Genomic DNA, 19,890 nt, shown 5'->3' with positions numbered 1-19,890 from the left:
GCTCTAAGTTCATGGCAGTTCGTGAGGTACGTCTTTTCGGCGATCCGGTGTTGCTGTCCAAGGCGGATACCGTCACTGATTTCGACGCGACGCTGTCGCACCTGATTGATGACATGTTCGACACGATGGACGAGCAACAGGGCGTCGGGCTCGCGGCAAACCAGGTCGGCGTGCTGCAGCGCGTTTTCGTCTACGACTGCAACGGCACCCGCGGGCACATCGTCAATCCGGAATGGGAAGCCATCGGCGACGAGACTGTCCACGAAATCGAAGGATGCCTATCTATCCCGGGTATTAATGGACCCGTGACTCGACACGCACGTGTGCGCGTTACTGGCCAGGATCGCCACGGCACACCGGTGAGCTTCGAAGCTGATGATTTGCTGGCTCGCTGTGTGCAGCATGAAAGCGACCACCTGGATGGTGTGCTGTTTTTGAAGCGTCTCGAGGGCGACGAGCGCAAGACCGCGATGCGTTCTCTGCGTGAGCAGGACTGGTTCCTCAACCGCGGTTAACTCACCTGCGCCTAGACCCCTGGGTGTGGCGCCCCGAGTTTCATCACTAGATTAACTAGAACAACTAGGTCCACCAGGAAGGAATCCACTTACTGTGCGCCTGATTATTGCCGGAACCCCGGAACCTGCTGTCGTTGCACTGAAGAAGTTGCTCGAAGACTCCCGTCATGAAATCGTCGCTGTTCTCACTCGCCCCGATGCCCGCCGTGGCCGCGGTAAGTCGCTTTCGCCCTCGCCGGTGAAGGCTCTGGCCTTGGAACACGACATTCCCGTGCTCACCCCGACGACCCTGCGCGATGAAGAGATCCAGCAGCAGATCCGCGAATTAAACGCCGACTGCATCCCGGTGGTCGCCTACGGCAATCTCGTGCCGGAGGAATTGCTCGATGTACCGACGCACGGCTGGGTCAATCTGCATTTCTCACTGCTTCCTGCTTGGCGAGGTGCCGCGCCGGTGCAGGCAGCTATCGCTGCCGGCGATGAAGTCACGGGTGCCAGTACTTTCCGGATTGAAAAGGGTCTGGATACCGGACCAGTTTTCGGTACCGTCACCGAAGCGATTCGCCCGACCGATAATGCCGACGACCTTTTGACCCGCCTGGCATACTCCGGCGCGGATCTTCTAGCCGCCACCATGGACGGCATCGAAGCCGGTGCGTTGCGTCCGACCGCTCAGCCAGAACAGGATGTCAGTTACGCCGCTAAGTTCGGGCCGGAGGATGCCCGAATCGTTTGGACTCAGCCGCGACATCTTCTTGACCGCCGCGCTCGTGCATTCACGCCTGCCCCAGGTGCGTGGACAACTCTCGACGGCGCACGTTTGAAGGTCGGAGAGCTCACCCCGCTTTCCGACGAGGACAGCGCCGCGGTCGACGAGGTGCGAAAGGCAGCTGCTCCGGAGGCGGCAGCCGCCACACCGGGTGAGTTGGTAGTGGAGAAGCACCGAGTATCTGTGCGTTGTGCCGATGGCTATGTGCAGCTGGTGAAGGTGCAGCCACAGGGTAAGAAGAAGATGGATGCGTCCGACTGGGCGCGAGGTAGCCAACCCGGCGGAAAGGTCTGCGAGTAAATGGGCAACGACAAACCCCGCCACACCGGTGGCGGACGGCAGCGCGGCAACCGCAGCGGACAGAACCGCAATGACCGCAACCGTAACCGTGACAACAGAGGTGGGGACAATCGCGGTGGCATTGACCAACCGCGCAAGGTCGCACTGAAGGTACTAGCCGACGTTCGCGAGAATGATGCTTACGCGAACCTGCTGCTGCCCAGGTTGCTGAAGGCACACAAGCTCAAGGGTCGGGATGCTGCTTTTGCAACTGAGCTGACGTACGGCACACTGCGGGCGGAAGGCCTGTTGGATGCCGTGATTGAGGCATCGTCGTCACGCCCGTTAAACGATATTGCTGGACCGGTGATGGATGTGTTGCGCCTGGGCACGTACCAGCTGCTGCGTACGCGCGTCGATGCCTACGCGGCGGTCGATACCTCGGTGCGGGCGGTGGCGAAGGTAGCGGGACCTGGTGCGCGCGGCTTTGTCAATGCCATTTTGAGGAAAGTTTCCTCGAAGACCGAAGGCGAATGGGTGGCTGAGGTCGCGCCGGATCCTGCGACCGATCCGATTAGCTACGTAGCGATGAAGCATGCCCACCCGCGCTGGATTGCGATGGAGTTTGCCCGCGCACTCGGTGCACAAGCCGGTGAGCTGCAGCAGGCACTCGCTGCCGACGATGCGCGCCCGTTGGTGCACTTGGTCGCTCGTCCGGGCGAGATTACTGCTGAGGAATTGGCACTGATCACCGGCGGTGAAGAGGGACCGTGGTCGCCGTACTGCGTGCGCTTGGATTCCGGTGCCCCAGGAGAATTGGAGCCGGTCCGACAGGGCTTGGCTGCGGTGCAGGACGAGGGTTCTCAGCTCATTGCGCGTGCCGTCACCATGGCACCCGTTGCCGGTGAAGACAGCGGCCGCTGGTTAGATTTGTGTTCCGGCCCCGGTGGTAAGTCAGCTTTCATCGGCGGCATCGCAGCTATTGAGGGCGCGAAGCTCGACGCTGTTGAGGTATCTGCGACTCGCGCAGAACTGGTGAAGAAGGCCACGGCCGGGCTGCCAGTGACTGTAACCGTTGCGGATGGTCGCGATACCGGGCTGGAGGCAGGCTTTGACCGCATTTTGGTAGACGCGCCGTGCTCTGGTTTGGGCTCGCTTCGCCGTCGCCCGGAAGCGCGCTGGCGGAAGTCGCCGTCCGATCTGAACTCCTTGACTGCGCTGCAGTTTGAACTGCTCAGTGAAGCTGTGCGTCTGGCACGGCCGGGTGGCATCATCGTCTATTCCACGTGTTCTCCGCATCTGCGGGAAACCAGGGGCATTGTCGATAGGGCAGTGACGGAATTGCCGGTGACGGAGCTGAATGCACACGAGTTGGTAGCGCCGATGACTGATGTCGGACCGTATCCATCTGTGCAGATGTGGCCACACCGCCACGGTACCGATGCGATGTTCTTCTCAGTTTTGCGCAAGAACGACTAGGCTCAGAGGTTATGAGCGCACCAATTATTGCCCCGTCCATTCTCGCTGCTGACTTCGCTCGCCTCGACCGCGAGGTTGAGGCTGTAGCCAATGCAGATTGGCTGCATATCGACGTCATGGATGGCCACTTCGTTCCCAACCTGTCCTTCGGCGCTCCGGTGCTGGAGGCCGTAGCTGCGGTGACGGACAAGTACTTGGATGTCCATCTCATGATTGAGAACCCGGAGAAGTGGGTCGACACCTACATTAAGGCGGGGGCGAGCTCCGTTATTTTCCATGTGGAAGCCGTCGACGATGCCATCGCACTGGCACGCCACATTCGTTCCCAGGGCGTGAAGGCCGGGTTCTCGCTGCGCCCGGGTACCCCAATTGAGCCGTGGCTGGATCACCTCGCCGAATTCGACGAGGTGCTGGTCATGAGTGTCGAACCCGGTTTCGGGGGCCAGTCCTTTATGCCGGATCAGCTAACCAAGGTCGAGAAGCTGCGTCAGCGCATTGATGCCGAAGGTCTGGATACTCTGATCGAGATTGACGGTGGTATCTCCGCCAAGACCATCGAATCCGCTGCCGCCGCCGGTTGCGACGCCTTCGTTGCAGGGTCGGCCGTTTTCGGCGCTGATGATCGTGCGGCGGCTGTCGATGAGCTGCGCGCATTGGCCACTACTGCTGCAACTAAGTAGACGGCGGTGAAGCACGGTGGCACAGTTTCCGGATCTCGTCTCCGCACAGCCGCTGACTGACGCTCAAGCTATGGCATTGGCCATAGAAGCCGGCCAGCGAGTTCGGGGCACCACCTATCCCAATCCACCGATTGGTTGCGTCATCCTCGATACCGCAGGGATTGCGGTAGGAGTGGCCGGAACTGAGCCGGTAGGTGGCCGACACGCAGAGCCACAAGCATTAGAAATGGCGGGGGCACGAGCTCAGGGCGGTACTGCAGTGGTCACACTAGAGCCGTGCAATCATATCGGCCGTACACCACCGTGCACCGAGGCACTTGCGGCAGCCGGAGTTTCCCGCGTCATATTTGCGGTCGCCGATCCTAATCCCGTGGCCGCTGGCGGCAGCGAGTGGTTGCGATACAAGGGAATCGACGTGGTCGAGGAGTTCCAACGCAATCGTGTGGCGGATGGCTATCTGCGTCCATGGTTACACTGGCAGCGCACTCGGCGCCCACACATCACGCTGAAGACGGCGGGCACGCTGGATGGTTTCGCCGCCGCTACCGACCGCACCTCGCAGTGGATTACGGGGGAGCAGGCGCGGGCACGGGTACATATCGATCGTGCACGTCGGCAAGCGATTGTCGTCGGAACGGGAACAGTGCTCGCTGACAATCCGCGATTGACCGCGCGCACACCAGACGGCGAGGAGCTGTCAACGCAACCCCTGCGCATCGCGATCGGCACCTCGGAGGTCGCCGCCGATGCGAATATCCGCGGCGATAACTTCCGCCACATTCGCACTCACGATGTGGAAGTGGCGCTGGAGACAATGGCGGATATGGGACTTATTGACGTGCTGGTAGAAGGCGGCCCACGGCTCGCCAGCGCTTTCTTAGAAGCCGATGCTGTCGACGCGATTGAGTCTTACATTGCCCCGGCGTTTCTCGGAGCTGGTCTGCCGGTGACATCGGCCAACCATGAGACCACCATCACTGACATCTCGCGCTTTCGTACCGTCGCGGTCGAGACTCTGGGAGATGACATTTTGATTACGGCTCTCCGCAGTGGCAAAGATCGCGGGTAGACCGGCTAGAGTTAATTTTGTAAAAATCTTTCAATTTATAACAAACGGTAAAGGATTTTCCTGACCACTATGTTTACGGGAATTGTTGAGGAACTCGGCGAAATTCGCGAAATCCACCGCGAAGCCGATTCCATTACTCTGACCATTCGCGCGACCACCGTGCTTGACGACGTGCACCACGGTGATTCCATTGCTGTCAATGGCGTTTGTTTGACCGTCGTGGAGTTTGGCGATGATTTCTTTACCGCTGATCTCATGCAAGAGACTCTGGATAGGTCGAGCCTCGGCCAGGTTGAGGTCGGCTCCAAGGTCAACCTCGAACGTGCAACCGCAGTGGGTCAACGCCTCGGCGGCCATATCGTGCAGGGACATGTCGATGGCACCGGCGAGGTTATTTCGCGCACGCCAGGGGAGCGCTGGGAAGTAGTGCGGATTTCGCTGCCGGAGCATCTCTCCAAGTATGTCGTGGAAAAGGGCTCAATTGCCGTGGATGGTACTTCGTTGACCGTCTCTGCAGTAGGCGAGGGGTTCTTTGAGGTCAGCCTGATACCGACGACGCTGACGGACTCCGTTATTGGTTCGACCGCGGTAGGCGCCAAGGTCAATTTGGAAGTCGATGTGCTAGCCAAGTACGTCGAGAAAATGTTGGAAAGATAAGCTACAAGACTGTGATTAAGTTCGATTCTGTAGAGCGGGCCATTGCGGACATCGCAGCCGGTAAGGCCGTGGTCGTCGTCGACGATGAAGATCGTGAGAACGAGGGCGACATCATCTTCGCCGCCGAGAAGGCAACGCCTGAACTTGTTGCCTTTATGGTTCGCTATTCCTCTGGTTACATCTGCGCGCCGCTGACCGCCGAGGACTGCGAGCGTCTGAATTTGCCACCGATGGTGTCAGAGAATGAGGATGCCCGCGGTACCGCATACACAGTGACCGTGGATGCCAACACCGGTACGACCGGTATTTCCGCCACAGATCGTGCGAACACCATTCGTACTCTGGCTGATCCCACGTCGAGCCCGCACGATTTCACCCGACCAGGACACGTGGTTCCGTTGCGAGCTCGCGATGGTGGCGTCCTCGTCCGTGCCGGCCACACCGAGGCTGCGGTCGATCTCGCCCGCCTGGCAGGGCTTCGTCCTGCTGGCGTGCTGTGTGAGGTTGTCTCCGAGGAAGACCCGACCGGTATGGCGCGCGCGGAGGAACTGCGTCGCTTCTGCGACAAGCACGATTTAGCGCTGATCTCCATTGAGCAGCTGATCGAATACCGTCGCCACAACGAGCACTTGATTGAACGCGTTGTCGAAACCAAGCTGCCGACCGACTACGGCGAGTTCCGTGCCATTGGGTACCGGAGCCTTATCGACGGTGTTGAGCATGTCGCTCTCGTTGTGGGGGATGTGTCTTCCAACGATGGTCAGGACGTCCTCGTGCGTGTGCACTCCGAATGCCTCACTGGCGACGCACTGGGATCTCGCCGCTGCGACTGCGGTCAGCAGCTGCACAACTCCATGCGCATGGTTCACGAAGCGGGGCGTGGCGTCATCCTCTACATGCGCGGTCACGAAGGCCGAGGCATTGGTCTGATGCCGAAGCTGCAGGCCTACCATCTGCAAGATGAAGGCGCTGACACCGTTGATGCCAATCTTGCGCTCGGTTTGCCGTCGGATGCCCGTGAGTACGGCACTGGTGCACAGATTCTGCAGGATCTTGGAGTCACCACTATGGCGCTGCTGACGAACAATCCGACCAAGCGTGCCGGCCTAGGTGGTTATGGACTGGAGATGAGCCGCCGGGTACCGGTGCCAGTTGAGGTCAACGAGGATAACTTGAAATACTTGTTGACAAAGCGCGAACGCATGGGCCATGAGCTCCCTTGGTTGGATGAGTACATGGAGACCCACGGCATTTCGACAGAAGGAGCACAGTAGATGAGTGGCGCAGGTCTTCCTGAAATTTCCGTTCCCGATTCCACTGGTGTGACCGTCGGTCTGGTCACCTCTCACTGGAACGAGGAGATTACTGGGCAGCTTCGTCGTGAAGCGCTGTCCCAGGCCGAGGAGGTCGGCGCTGTAGTCACGGATGTGACTGTCGTCGGTGCTCTGGAGATTCCGGTTGTGGTGCAACAGCTCGCGCGAACTCACGACGCCGTGGTGGCGCTGGGGTGCGTTATCCGCGGTGGTACGCCGCACTTCGACTATGTCTGCGACTCGGTGACTGAGGGCCTGACGCGGATCGCACTGGACTGTGAAACGCCAGTTGGCAATGGTGTGTTGACCTGCAACACTGAACAGCAAGCAATTGATCGTGCCGGCGGTGAGGGCGCCGCGGAGAATAAAGGTCGCGAGGCCATGGCCGCAGCGCTGCACACCGTCGCAGTGTTGAAGTCCCTTCGTGAAGGTGGAGCTGAGTAAGAATGGGTAACTCCGAACGCCACAGCAATTCGACTGCCGTCGACACCGGTAGCGAAGACAAATGGCTGTTGGAAATCACCTCGCAAAAGCTGCGTCTGTGGGCGATTATCGCTGCAGTTGTGGTTTTCGCTATCCATATCTTCATGGGTATCGTGGTGGACTTTGGTAACACCGGAGCTTCGGTGACCGCTATCGACCAGCTGGCTTTCCCAATGATTGGTTTGATCATCGCCGGGGTAATCCTGCTGCTGACTCGGGCTCGCGTTCGCGTCAATGCCAGGGGTGTGGAAGTCCGCAATCTACTCAATGCGAAGTTTTACCCGTGGGTCGATATCTACGGCCTGAGTTTTCCAAAGAAGTCCCGCTGGGCTCGCTTGGAGCTGCCTGACTTTGAGTTTGTGCCGATGCTCGCGATCCAGTCGGCCGACGGCAGCCGCGTCGTGGAAGACATCCGCCGGTTCCGTGAACTTGAAGACGAGTTCATGCCGGAGGACTAACCCAAGGACACGTTTTAAGGACACCGTAAGTGACTGACCCTTCTCAGTACCGTCCCGCCCCCGGCACCATTCCCACGGAGCCGGGGGTGTACCGTTTTCTCGATTCAACCGGGCGCGTTCTCTACGTCGGCAAGGCGAAGAATCTCCGTGCGCGTTTGTCTAACTATTTCCAGGACTTAACTCGGCTTCATCCCCGCACCCGCCAGATGGTGCAGTCCGCTTCGAAGGTGACGTGGACTGTCGTCCACAATGAAGTCGAAGCGCTGCAGTTGGAGTACACCTGGATCAAGCGCTTTAATCCGCGGTTCAACGTGATGTACCGCGACGACAAGTCGTATCCGATGTTGGCCGTCAGCGTTGGAGAGCTGTACCCGCGGCTCTTTCTCTACCGAGGACCGCGCCGGAAGGGCGTGCGTTATTTCGGGCCTTATTCACACGCGTGGGCTATCCGAGAAACGCTCGACTTGCTTACACGAGTTTTCCCAGCCCGCACCTGTTCAAAGGGAGTCTTCAACCGGCAGCAAGCCCTGGGGCGGCCCTGTTTGCTCGGCTATATCGACAAATGCTCGGCGCCTTGTGTCGGCCGTGTCAGTGCCGAGGAACACCGCGAAATTGTCCGTGGTTTTACCAGCTTCATGTCGGGAAATACGGGCCCGGTCACGAGGCGCTTAAAAAAGGAAATGGAGGAAGCTGCCGGCGAGTTAGACTTCGAGCGCGCCGCTAGTCTGCGCGACAACCTCGCTGCCATCGACAAGGTCATGGAGCGGCAGTCAGTCGTGCTTTCCGACGCCGCCGATGCCGACTTTATTGCGCTGGCAACCGACGAACTGGAAGCGGCCGTGCAGATTTTCCATGTTCGGGCGGGACGTATTTACGGTCAGCGCGGCTGGGTAGTGGAGAAGTCCGGCGAGTACGCGACTACGGAGTTTCGAGAGGGAGAAACTGACCCCAGCTTGGGTGGGCTGCTAACGCAGTTCCTGACACAGTTCTATGGCGACGCCGCCAAGCACGCGGATGTCGACGGCGATGAATCAACCACTGCCGCCCAGGTTGTGCCACGCGAAATTCTCGTTCAGGCCACGCCCGACGATCTTGACGAGGTTACTGCATTTTTGACCGATATTCGTGGCACCAATGTAGATATTCGCGTCCCACAACGCGGTGACAAGCGGACGCTCATGGAGACCGTGCAGAAAAATGCAGCTGAAGCGCTACGCCAGCACAAGCTAAAGCGAAGTGGAGATCTAACTACTCGATCGCAGGCTCTCTCCGAACTCCAGGACGCGCTATTTATGGATGAAGCGCCGCTGCGCATCGAGTGCACTGACATCTCGCATATTCAGGGCACCGATGTGGTGGCCTCGTTGGTGGTCTTCGAGGATGGATTGCCCAAGAAGTCCGACTACCGCCGCTACCGAATCAAAGATGCAGCGGGTGACGGTCGCTCGGACGACGTCGGTTCTATCGCTGAGGTGGTGCGCCGTCGTTTTCTGCGCCATAACGAGGACAAGCTCGCCATGCCCGATGATGCAAGCGAGATGTTCGTCGAAGAGACGACTGATGCCGTCGATGAGCAGTCGCGGAGTAACCGCAAGTTTGCCTACCCGCCACAGTTGTTCATCGTCGACGGTGGTGCACCGCAGGTCGCAGCCGCACAGGCGGTCCTCGATGAACTCGAGGTCACCGATGTGACGTTGGTGGGGATTGCCAAGCGCTTAGAAGAGCTGTGGATTCCCGACGATGATGAGCCACTCATTCTGCCGCGCAATTCGGAGGCGATGTACCTTATTCAGCGAATTCGTGATGAGGCGCACCGCTTTGCCATTAATTATCACCGCCAGCAGCGCTCTAAACGCATGCGTTCTTCGGTGCTTGATGGCATTAAGGGGCTGGGGCCAGCACGCCGCAGTGAGTTGGTCAAGCACTTTGGTTCCGTTGCGGCGCTGAAGAAGGCCAGCGTCGAGCAGATCGAAGAAGTGGCTGGTTTCGGGCCGATGCTCGCGAAAACTGTTTACGATTACCTCCATCCAGACGAGAAGCCGTCAGATCCAAACTCGGATGTCGGTCCGGGAGAGTAGGCGTAGAAGTAGGTAAACAAGTGGCTAAAACCGCACTTGAAACAGTGCTAGGGGGTTTACTTCCGCTAGTAAAACCGAGAGCGGTTGGGCGGAATTGTATTAGAGTGATGGCATGATTACTTCGGGTTATTCCCCTCAGGCTGAAAAGTCACTTGTGTTGATTACCGGCATGTCCGGTTCCGGACGCAATACGGCCGCCAGCGTCTTGGAGGAGATGGGCTGGTATGTCGCAGACAACCTGCCACCGGAGTTAATTATGCGCATGGTCGAGTTGTCGTTTGAGGCGGACTCTCCAGTAGAGCGCCTCGCTATCGTCACCGACGTGCGCTCGCGCGCGTTCGCCGGCAGTTTGGGGGAGGTGCTCGACGGACTCCGCAATGAGGGGCGCCAGCCCTATGTCATCTTCTTTGATGCCAACGACGACACCCTCATCGCCCGCTACGACTCTGTCCGCCGCACCCATCCGCTGCAGGAAAATGGCACGCTTTCACAGGGTATTGCCGCTGAACGTCAGATGTTGCTGCCAATAAAGGGCATGTCGGATTTAGTAGTGGATACCTCTGACATGAGCGTGCACGATTTGCGCCGTGAGTTAGAGCATCAGTTGTCGGATACCGCTAGCAAGATTCAGCAGATCACCATCGAATCCTTTGGGTTTAAGCACGGTGCGCCGCGCGATGCCGACATGCTTTTCGACGTCCGTTTTCTCCCCAATCCCTATTGGGTACCTGAGCTGCGTGCGGGCCGCGGTACCAACAAAGCCGTGGCCGACTACGTGCTGTCCCAACCTGAGTCTCAGGGGTTTTTGGACAACGTCACAAACTTGATTGAATTGGTTTTGCCCGGGTACCGCCGTGAGGGCAAGGGTTTTATGACTATCGCTGTGGGATGCACCGGAGGCCATCACCGAAGTGTGGCCATGTCGGAGGCGCTGGCTAAGAAGCTCGAGGGAGTTTCCGGGATCAACGTCAACGTCGTCCACCGCGATATTGACCGCAACTAGCGGTTTTCGTGGAGGTGTAGAAATTGACATCAATTACCAGTCTGGGTGGCGGTCATGGTCTATTTGCCACGCTGAGAGCTGACCGTCAGGTTGCGGACCATGTCACAGCGGTGGTCACAGTTGCCGACGACGGCGGATCTTCGGGTCGCCTTCGTCGTGAGCTGGGGCAGATTCCCCCTGGAGACCTTCGCATGGCACTCGCCGCGCTTTCCGCAGATACGGAAAAAGGCGATCTGTGGGAAAAGACACTGCAGCACCGCTTTGGCGGAACTGGCGCACTGGCAGGGCATGCGATTGGCAATCTGATTATCGCTGGCCTCACCAGTGTGATGGGAAATGAAGTCGACGCGCTTGACGAAATTGGCCGGTTGCTGCAAATCCGGGGTCGCGTCGTGCCCATGTCGCCGATCCCGCTAGAGATTGAGGCCGAAGTCGTTGGCTTGGAGCAGGATGCTCGCGTTGTGCGTCAGGTCCGCGGCCAGGTCGCAGTGGCCACGACACCTGGCCAGGTGCGCCGAATCCGGCTGATTCCTGAGACTCCGCCGGCATCCGAGGAGGCCATTGAAGCTATCCTCAATGCCGATTTGGTGACGCTGGGTCCGGGTTCGTGGTTTACTTCGGTTCTGCCACATCTTCAGGTGCCCGGGCTGCGGGATGCTCTGCAAGAAACCAATGCCACAACCGTCGTGGTGCTGAATCTTGTCGCCGAGCCGGGGGAGACCGCCGGTTTTTCTTCCGAACGGCACATCCATATGCTCACGCAGCATGCACCTAACTTGAAGCTCAATTACGTGCTTGTCGACGACAACACGCCGCTCGCGGATACCGAACGAGAATACCTGCAGCGAGCGGCGGATAGCCTAGACGCGCAGGTTGTCTTCGCCGATGTGCAAGAAGTTGATGACCACGGAGCTTTGACAGGTCGACATTCGCCGGAGAAGCTAGCTGTCGCACTTCGTCAGTTCCTCTAAAGCGTCCTGTCAATCGAGGGTTTTTATGCATTCTCCTGCGGGGATGCAGCAGGCAATCAACTAATTGCCACTCGATTGGTTCCGGATACTATCCTTGAGGTTTATTGCTAAAGCTCAAATGGGGTTAATTTCACCTAAATTAACCAGGCCCAAACCCAGCTCGTACACATGAAATGAGGATGGACAGCATCGTGGCATTGACGGCGAAGGTCAAAGACGAACTAGCCCGCGTGTCAGTTTCGCAGGAAAGCGCTCAGGCAGCGGAGATTGCGACCCTGTTCCGCTTCGCAGGAGGACTCCACCTGGTGGCAGGTTCGATTGTGCTGGAGGCTGAGTTGGATTCCGGCGCTGTCGCACGCCGCCTACGCTCCATGCTGGCCGAACTCTACGATGTCAAAGCCAGCCTCAATGTCTTGTCTCCCGGTGGCTTGCGAAAGACCTCGAAGTACATCGTGCGGGTAACCGATGGCGCGGAACTCGTCGTTAGGCAAACTGGCCTGATTGACTCTGCGGGACGTCCCGTACGTGGGCTACCACGCAAGCTGATTATGGGGCAGAAGATTGATCAAGAAGCTGCATGGCGGGGTGCTTTTTTGGCACATGGTTCGCTGACTGAGCCGGGCCGTTCCTCAGCTTTGGAGGTCACTGCTCCCTCTGCTGAAGCGGCACTTGCATTGGTGGGATGTGCTCGTAGGCTCGGAATTACGGCTAAGAGCAAGGAGAATAAAACCCGCGGTGGCGATCGTGTAATCATCCGGGAGGGCGATGCAATCGGTGCGCTGCTGACGCGAATGGGAGCCCAGACTACTCGCCTGCAGTGGGAAGAACAGCGAATGCGTCGTGAAGTGCGAGCGACGGCCACTCGTTTGGCAAACTTCGACGATGCCAACCTGCGGCGCTCGGCTCGTGCGGCCGTTATTGCAGCAGCGCGAGTAGAGCGTGCTTTAGAGATTCTCGGTGACGATGTACCAGACCATTTGGTGTCTGCAGGACAGCTGCGCATCGAGCACAAGCAGGCTTCACTGGAAGAACTTGGGCAGCTGGCAAATCCGCCAATGACCAAGGACGCCGTCGCAGGACGTATCCGCCGTTTGCTCTCCATGGCGGACAAAAGAGCAAACGAACTCGGAATTCCCCCCACAACTGCAGTCGTTACAGACGAACTTTTTGACAAAGAAGTTGACGAGTAAAGCACCTGTTATGCCTAGTCAGGTGCGTAATTTTTGATAAATCTCCGTTTATTTGGGATTTTCGCACCAAACCACCGCTGCGCGAATGAAAAACCCAACGTACACTTCTGTAGTGAACCTGTTGGAGCGCAATCAGCGCCCTGACAAGTGGCATCGATTCACCAATCCATTAAGGAGATTATTGTGACGGTTCGTGTAGGTATTAACGGTTTTGGTCGCATTGGCCGCAACTTCTTCCGCTCCCTGCTCGCTGCGGGCGCTGACCTGGAAGTCGTTGCTGTAAACGACCTCACTGATAACAAGACCCTGGCTCACCTGCTCAAGTACGACTCCATCATGGGCAAGCTTGACGCAGAGGTCACCTACGACGATGAGTCCCTCACCGTCAACGGCAAGCGCATCGCGGCATACGCTGAGCGCGACCCGAAGGACCTGCCGTGGGGCAAGCACGAGGTCGACATCGTCATTGAGTCCACCGGTTTCTTCACCGATGCCAACGCTGCCAAGGCTCACATCGAGGCTGGCGCCAAGAAGGTCATCATCTCCGCTCCGGCTAAGAACGAAGACGCAACCTTCGTTGTCGGTGTTAACCACACTGACTACGACCCGGAGAAGCACAACATCATTTCGAACGCTTCTTGCACCACCAACTGCCTGGCTCCGATGGCTAAGGTCCTGGACGACAAGTTCGGCATCGAGCGCGGTCTCATGACCACCATCCACGCATACACCGGTGACCAGCGTCTGCACGACGCTCCGCACAAGGACCTGCGTCGCGCCCGCGCTGCTGCACTGAACATTGTTCCGACCTCCACCGGTGCTGCAAAGGCAGTCGCTCTGGTTCTGCCGCAGCTCAAGGGTCTGCTGGACGGCTACGCACTGCGTGTTCCGACCCCGACCGGCTCTGTCACCGACCTGACCTTCACTGCGAAGAGCGAGGTCACCGTCGAGTCCGTCAATGCTGCCATCAAGGAAGCTGCTGAGGGCGAGCTCAAGGGTGTTCTGGGCTACAACGAGGACCCAATCGTTTCCAAGGACATCGAGGGCGACCCGCGTTCCTCGATCTTCGACGCACCGCTGACCAAGGTCATCGGCGATCAGGTCAAGGTTGTCTCCTGGTACGACAACGAGTGGGGCTACTCCAACCGCCTCGTCGACCTGGCTGTCTACGTCGGTGAGCGCCTCTAATAACTCACCTGGTTAATCCCAGACCCCGAACGGGCCGGGGTGGTTGCGCCTGAGTAGGGCACGCCACCCACGGCCCGTTTTTTACACACTTTCACAAGGATTTCATTGAGATGACTGTTAAGACTGTCAAAGACCTGATCAACGAAGGTATTGAAGGCCGTTACGTCCTCGTCCGCTCCGACTTTAACGTTCCGTTGAAGGACGGCGTTATCACCGATCCGGGTCGAATCGATGCTTCGCTGCCCACCCTGTCCGCGCTTGTCGAGGCCGGTGCCAAGGTCGTTGTTATGGCTCACCTGGGTCGACCGAAGGGCGAGGTTAAGTCCGAGTTCTCCCTGGCCCCGGTCGCTGAGGCGCTGTCTGAGCGCCTGGAGCAGTACGTCGCGCTCGCCGGTGATGTCTCCGGTGAGGACGCGCACGAGCGCGCTAATGGTCTGACCGAGGGCGATGTACTCCTGTTGGAGAACGTCCGCTTCGATCCGCGCGAGACCTCCAAGGACGAGGCAGAGCGCGCCGAGTTCGCAGCCGAGCTGGCTGCACTTGTTCCGGACGGAGCATTTGTTTCCGACGGTTTCGGTGTTGTTCACCGCGCCCAGGCTTCCGTCTTCGACGTCGCTAAGAAGCTGCCGCACTACGCCGGCAACCTGGTTCAGGCTGAGCTAGAAGTTCTGCGCAAGGTCGCAGAGACCCCGGAGAAGCCGTACACCGTCGTGCTCGGCGGTTCCAAGGTTTCCGACAAGCTGGGCGTTATTGAGGCTCTCGCGCCGAAGGTTGACTCCCTGGTCATCGGCGGCGGCATGTGCTTCACCTTCCTGGCTGCCAAGGGCTACGCCGTTGGTGCATCCCTGCTGCAGGAAGAGATGATTGACACCTGTAAGGATCTGCTGGACCGCTACGGCGATAAGATCGTTCTGCCAACCGACGTAGTCGTGGCTGACAAGTTCGCTGCAGACGCTGAAAACAAGGTGGTAGACGCCACCGAGATTCCGGAAGGCTGGATGGGCCTGGACATCGGACCGGCTTCCGCCGAGGCATTCGGCAAGGTGCTCGCTGAGTCCAAGACTGTGTTCTGGAACGGCCCGATGGGCGTGTTCGAGATGGAGGCTTTCGCAGCTGGCACCCGCGAGGTTGCACAGGCCATCATCGATGCCACCACTAACAACGGTTGCTTCTCCGTCGTCGGTGGCGGCGACTCCGCAGCAGCAGTACGTACTCTGGGGTTGAACGAGGACGGCTTCAGCCACATCTCCACTGGTGGTGGCGCTTCGCTGGAGTTCCTCGAGGGTAAGACTCTGCCGGGCGTCTCCGTCCTGGAAGACTAAGATTTTTCCACCACCGGATTTTCATCGCTTAAAAATCCGCTAATTGATAGGGAAGTGAATTCCACCACTATGGCACGTACACCATTTATTGCTGGTAACTGGAAGATGAACCTGAACCATCTCGAAGCTATCGGTGTGGTGCAGAAACTCGCGTTCGCTCTGCCAAAGGAGTACTACGACAAGGTTGACGTCGCTGTCATCCCGCCGTTTACCGACCTGCGTTCGGTCCAGACTCTGGTTGAGGGCGATAAGCTCGGCGTCACTTACGGCGCGCAGGATGTCTCAGTCCACGAGTCCGGCGCTTACACCGGCGAGATTTCCGCATCGATGCTGGCAAAGCTCGGCTGCACCTGGGTCGTCGTCGGTCACTCCGAGCGTCGCGATATGCACGCAGAGGACGATGAGCTGGTCGCAAAGAAGGCCAAGGCAGCACTGCGCGAGGGCATGAACCCAATCGTCTGTGTCGGCGAGCCGCTGGAGGTCCGAGAGGCCGAAGAGCACGTCGAGTACGTTGTCTCTCAGGTCAAGGGATCCCTGGCTAACCTGACCAACGCTGAGCTAGCCAAGACCGTCATCGCTTACGAGCCTGTCTGGGCTATCGGCACCGGTAAGGTCGCATCGGCTGCAGACGCGCAGGAAGTCTGTGCAGCTATCCGCGAGACCGTCGCAGAAATTGCGGACGAGAACATCGCAAAGGAGATGCGCATCCTCTACGGTGGTTCCGTCAAGGCCGAGAACGTCGCTGAGATCGTCGGCAAGCCCGACGTCGACGGCGGCCTCGTCGGTGGCGCTTCGCTCGACGGTGAAGCATTCGCGAAGCTCTGCGCACTTGCTGCAGATGCCGCTCAGAACACCTAAGTGCATATAAATTCAGAACAACTGATAAGATAGGCGTCATGCGCGACCCCGGATTGGTTTTATTGATTCTCATAAAACCGATTCGGGGTTATTGCCTTTAGGCGGACTCAACCCAGGCACACCGACTGGCAATGTTTTAGCGCAATACATTTCCCGTGGCTTTCCACTTGGAATGCCCGGCAATTTTCAAAGGACGTGCTCAATGAACGAACAAGTACATCGTGACACTGACCGACACACTGCAAGCAGTGAGCAATCTTCATCGACCGCTACCGCGAAGCAGCAGGACTTGCTCTGGGAGGATATTCGCCACCTGGGTCGAATTCTTGGGCAGGTAATCCGCGAGCAAGAGGGTGACGAGGTCTTTAACCTGGTCGAAAATGCTCGCCGTGCAGCCTTCGAACTCCATCGTGGCGATGGCGACATCGAGAAGCTCACCGGCCTCTTCCGCGATATTGACCCAGCCGAGGCAAGCCCTGTCATCCGTGCTTTCACGCACTTCGCACTTTTGGCTAACCTCGCTGAGGATTTGCACGAGGAGCTGGGCATCGAGGCATCTCTCGATGCTGGCGATCCACCGCAGGACTCCACTCTGGAGGCAACATGGCAGAAGCTTCGCGACGCCAAGGTTTCCAGCAGCGCCATTGCGGACATGATGGACCACATTGAGGTCGTCCCGGTTCTGACCGCACACCCAACGGAAACTCGTCGTCGCACAGTGTTCGATGTGCAGAAGCACATCACGGCCGCAATGCGGCGCCGCCACGAGATTCAGGCGGCCCCGATGAATGCGCGCACCGCGGACCGACTCGCTGAGATTGATGCCGATATCCGCCGCCGTATCCTGACGCTGTGGCAAACGGCTCTCATTCGCATGAACCGCCCGGACATTCGCGATGAGGTCGAGGTTGGTCTTCGCTACTACCAGCTTTCTCTGCTGGAAGCTGTGCCACAGATTAACCGAGACGTCGTCAAGCACTTGCGTCAGCTCGGCGGAAACAAGTTGCCGGCTAACCCAACGATTCGCATGGGCTCGTGGATCGGCGGTGACCATGACGGCAACCCATACGTGACGGAGGAGACGCTGCGCTACGCCTCCGATAGGGCAGCGGGTACGATCCTGCGTCACTACTTCTCGCAGCTGCACCTGCTGGAGCGCGAGCTCAGTCTCAGCGACCGCCTGACCAAGGTCACCGTGGATCTGGTCGCTCTGGCCAGCCGCGGCCACAATGACGTACCTAACCGCGAAGATGAGCCGTACCGTCGTGCGGTTCACGGTATCCGCGGTCGCGTGGCGGCAACAGCGGTGAACTTCTTCGACGAGTCCATCATCGAGGGCGACTGGTCGGAATTCACTCCGTATGACAGCGCCGAGGAGCTACTTGAAGAGCTCTCGATTATCGACGACTCCCTGCGGTCCAGCCACGATGACCTCATCGCCGATCACCGCCTGCGCGACCTGATGGATTCAGTGGAGGTATTTGGTTTCCACCTGTACTCGATTGATATCCGCCAGAATTCGGACTCTCATGAGGAAATCCTCACCGAGCTGTTCTCCGCTGCCGGTGTGGTGGACAACTACGCGGGATTGAAGGAAGCTGACAAGGTCGAGCTGCTGACCAAGGAACTGCAGTCCTCCCGTCCGCTGGTTTCGACTTCCGCAGATCTTTCCGAAGCTACGGCTCGCGAGCTAGGCATTATGCGTGCGGCATCTCGTGCGGTGCGCAAGTACGGTCACGACGCGGTACCGCACTGCATCATTTCGATGTGTACATCGGTCTCCGACCTGCTGGAGCCGATGATTCTGCTCAAGGAAGTCGGTCTGATTCGCCCGAATGGCTCCCAGCCGACCGGTTCTGTTGACGTCATTCCGCTGTTCGAAACCATCGAAGACCTGCAGGCTGGTGCCGACGTGCTGCGTGCTGCGTGGGACATTCCGGTCTACCGCGCATACGTGTCCGCACGCGGAGATCTGCAGGAAGTCATGCTTGGCTACTCCGACTCCAACAAGGACGGCGGGTACTTCGCTGCAAACTGGGCGCTTTACGACGCGGAGGTCGCCATCGTGGCAGCTGCGAAGGACAACGACATTCGCCTGCGTCTCTTCCATGGCCGCGGAGGTACTGTCGGCCGTGGTGGCGGTCCGTCCTACGAAGCAATCCTGGCGCAGCCGTCGGGTGCAGTCCAGGGGTCCGTGCGTATCACTGAGCAGGGCGAGATTATCTCTGCAAAGTACGGTCACCCTGCAGCGGCACGCAGGAACCTCGCCGCACTTGTTTCGGCAACGATTGAGTCGACTCTGCTCGACGTCGATGACCTGAAGAACCCAGCTCGCGCCCACGAGATTATGTCGGAGATTTCCGACCTGTCTCGCGAGGCCTACTCGAAGCTCATGCACGAGGACCCGGGCTTTATTGACTTCTTCACGTCGTCGACCCCGGTCGATGAGATCGGCAGCCTGAACATCGGTTCGCGTCCGACCTCACGCAAGCAGACCCAGACCATTTCTGACCTGCGCGCAATTCCGTGGGTACTGTCCTGGTCGCAGCAGCGTTCTATGGTGCCGGGCTGGTTTGGTGTCGGCTCTGCACTGCAGGAGTGGATCGGCGAGGACGAAGACGGTTCCCGCCTGGCTGAGCTCCGTCAGCTCAACGAGATTTGGCCGTTCTTCAATTCGGTGCTGTCGAACATGGCGCAGGTCATGTCCAAGGCTGACCTGAACCTGGCGCGCGCCTACGCTAGCCTGTGCCAAGATAAGGCCGACGGTGAGCGCATCTACGGCATCATCAAGGCAGAGTTCGACCTGACTTTGGAGATGTTCCTGAAGGTAACCGGGTACAAGCACCTGCTGGAGGACAACCCGCTGCTCAGGCGCTCGGTGGACATGCGCTTCCCGTACCTTATGCCGCTGAACATCATCCAGCTGGAGATGCTGCGTCGCTACCGTGCCGGCGATAATCGCGACAAGGTGCGTCGGGGCATTCAGCTGACCATGAATGGTTTGGCAACTGCACTGCGCAACTCCGGCTAGGAATTCGCCTAGGGATACGGCTAGGGATACCTAGCCAGCGGAGCAATTGCGCTAGTATAGTTGGAGTTCTTAAAGAAGCGACGTTTCAAAAGGAAGTGCGCGTGTACCTCGCCATTCAGATTGTCCTGGTCATCACATCCATCCTGATGACGCTGTTTATCCTGCTCCACAAGGGTAAGGGTGGCGGACTGTCCAGCCTCTTTGGTGGCGGCATGCAGTCGAATCTGTCCGGTTCGACTGTGGTGGAGAAGAACCTTGACCGCGTCACTATTGTGACCGTGATTATCTGGTTGCTCTGCATTGTCCTGTTGCTGCTGTTCAATACTTTCGGCTGGTAGGTTCCGCACGCAGCACGCCCCACCGCAGGCCTTTAAGCAATAAAAATTCCCGTCGATAGCATTTCGCTTATCGACGGGAATTTGCTGTTTCTGGGCTGTTAGCGGTGAAGCGGAGGGTTAAGTAGCAAAAAGTGTGTCCGCTCGGCGTGTTGCGGGGCGGGCACACCGTTTGTTACTTCATGGGGCCTTTTCTGATTCCTATCGAGTGT

18 protein-coding genes are annotated in these 19,890 nt (G+C 58.5%); all 18 read left to right on the top strand.

Annotation, left to right across the window (positions count from 1 at the left end; translation table 11 throughout):
- Nucleotides 1-11: 11 nt before the first annotated feature.
- The 18 genes from def to secG all read left to right on the top strand — a co-directional run bounded on the left by def (nt 12) and on the right by secG (nt 19,681).
- Nucleotides 12-515 carry a peptide deformylase gene (def, locus tag AB1Z34_RS08625; protein ID WP_016422719.1) on the top strand — a complete coding sequence of 168 codons (504 nt, stop codon included), beginning with the start codon at nt 12-14 and terminating at the stop codon, nt 513-515.
- Between the two features lie 94 nt (nt 516-609).
- On the top strand, nt 610-1,584 hold the full coding sequence (gene fmt, locus AB1Z34_RS08620; protein WP_367158220.1) for a methionyl-tRNA formyltransferase: 975 nt from the start codon (nt 610-612) through the stop codon (nt 1,582-1,584).
- Nucleotides 1,585-3,042: a transcription antitermination factor NusB gene (locus AB1Z34_RS08615; protein WP_016422721.1), complete on the top strand. Its 1,458-nt coding sequence runs from the start codon at nt 1,585-1,587 to the stop codon at nt 3,040-3,042.
- A gap of 11 nt (nt 3,043-3,053) precedes the next feature.
- Nucleotides 3,054-3,722 (top strand): ribulose-phosphate 3-epimerase, encoded by a 669-nt coding sequence (rpe, locus tag AB1Z34_RS08610; protein ID WP_016422722.1) that lies wholly within the window; start codon nt 3,054-3,056, stop codon nt 3,720-3,722.
- A 16-nt stretch (nt 3,723-3,738) separates the two neighbouring features.
- The gene (ribD, locus tag AB1Z34_RS08605) at nt 3,739-4,791 is read left to right on the top strand and encodes a bifunctional diaminohydroxyphosphoribosylaminopyrimidine deaminase/5-amino-6-(5-phosphoribosylamino)uracil reductase RibD (protein ID WP_016422723.1); all 1,053 of its coding nucleotides are present in this window, start codon (nt 3,739-3,741) and stop codon (nt 4,789-4,791) included.
- A 69-nt stretch (nt 4,792-4,860) separates the two neighbouring features.
- Entirely contained in the window at nt 4,861-5,448 is a 588-nt protein-coding gene (locus AB1Z34_RS08600; protein WP_016422724.1) for a riboflavin synthase, read from the top strand.
- 11 nt (nt 5,449-5,459) lie between these two features.
- Nucleotides 5,460-6,722, top strand: a complete 1,263-nt coding sequence (locus AB1Z34_RS08595) for a bifunctional 3,4-dihydroxy-2-butanone-4-phosphate synthase/GTP cyclohydrolase II (protein WP_016422725.1) — start codon at nt 5,460-5,462, stop codon at nt 6,720-6,722.
- Complete coding sequence (gene ribH / locus AB1Z34_RS08590; protein ID WP_016422726.1) at nt 6,723-7,205, top strand: 6,7-dimethyl-8-ribityllumazine synthase; 483 nt, start codon at nt 6,723-6,725, stop codon at nt 7,203-7,205.
- A gap of 2 nt (nt 7,206-7,207) precedes the next feature.
- A complete protein-coding gene (locus tag AB1Z34_RS08585; protein ID WP_016422727.1) occupies nt 7,208-7,702 on the top strand; it encodes a PH domain-containing protein in 495 nt (164 codons plus the stop codon).
- A gap of 29 nt (nt 7,703-7,731) precedes the next feature.
- Nucleotides 7,732-9,780 (top strand): excinuclease ABC subunit UvrC, encoded by a 2,049-nt coding sequence (uvrC, locus tag AB1Z34_RS08580; protein ID WP_016422728.1) that lies wholly within the window; start codon nt 7,732-7,734, stop codon nt 9,778-9,780.
- A gap of 112 nt (nt 9,781-9,892) precedes the next feature.
- Nucleotides 9,893-10,783 carry an RNase adapter RapZ gene (gene rapZ, locus AB1Z34_RS08575; protein ID WP_005510809.1) on the top strand — a complete coding sequence of 297 codons (891 nt, stop codon included), beginning with the start codon at nt 9,893-9,895 and terminating at the stop codon, nt 10,781-10,783.
- Between the two features lie 23 nt (nt 10,784-10,806).
- A complete protein-coding gene (yvcK, locus tag AB1Z34_RS08570; protein WP_048731879.1) occupies nt 10,807-11,754 on the top strand; it encodes a uridine diphosphate-N-acetylglucosamine-binding protein YvcK in 948 nt (315 codons plus the stop codon).
- 191 nt (nt 11,755-11,945) lie between these two features.
- Nucleotides 11,946-12,944 carry a DNA-binding protein WhiA gene (gene whiA, locus AB1Z34_RS08565; RefSeq protein WP_187400150.1) on the top strand — a complete coding sequence of 333 codons (999 nt, stop codon included), beginning with the start codon at nt 11,946-11,948 and terminating at the stop codon, nt 12,942-12,944.
- A 183-nt stretch (nt 12,945-13,127) separates the two neighbouring features.
- Complete coding sequence (gap, locus tag AB1Z34_RS08560; protein WP_048731894.1) at nt 13,128-14,132, top strand: type I glyceraldehyde-3-phosphate dehydrogenase; 1,005 nt, start codon at nt 13,128-13,130, stop codon at nt 14,130-14,132.
- Between the two features lie 110 nt (nt 14,133-14,242).
- Nucleotides 14,243-15,454, top strand: a complete 1,212-nt coding sequence (pgk, locus tag AB1Z34_RS08555) for a phosphoglycerate kinase (protein ID WP_049172950.1) — start codon at nt 14,243-14,245, stop codon at nt 15,452-15,454.
- Between the two features lie 69 nt (nt 15,455-15,523).
- Nucleotides 15,524-16,312: a triose-phosphate isomerase gene (tpiA, locus tag AB1Z34_RS08550; RefSeq protein WP_367158219.1), complete on the top strand. Its 789-nt coding sequence runs from the start codon at nt 15,524-15,526 to the stop codon at nt 16,310-16,312.
- 202 nt (nt 16,313-16,514) lie between these two features.
- Complete coding sequence (gene ppc, locus AB1Z34_RS08545) at nt 16,515-19,343, top strand: phosphoenolpyruvate carboxylase (RefSeq protein ID WP_367158218.1); 2,829 nt, start codon at nt 16,515-16,517, stop codon at nt 19,341-19,343.
- A gap of 101 nt (nt 19,344-19,444) precedes the next feature.
- Nucleotides 19,445-19,681 (top strand): preprotein translocase subunit SecG, encoded by a 237-nt coding sequence (gene secG / locus AB1Z34_RS08540; RefSeq protein ID WP_005510775.1) that lies wholly within the window; start codon nt 19,445-19,447, stop codon nt 19,679-19,681.
- Nucleotides 19,682-19,890: the final 209 nt, after the last annotated feature.

Origin of the sequence: Corynebacterium sp. 045007, from assembly GCF_040743205.1 — a bacterium.
In the GTDB taxonomy this organism is placed as follows: Bacteria; Actinomycetota; Actinomycetes; order Mycobacteriales; family Mycobacteriaceae; genus Corynebacterium; species Corynebacterium jeikeium_D.
This window is presented reverse-complemented; position numbering and strand designations above follow the sequence as displayed.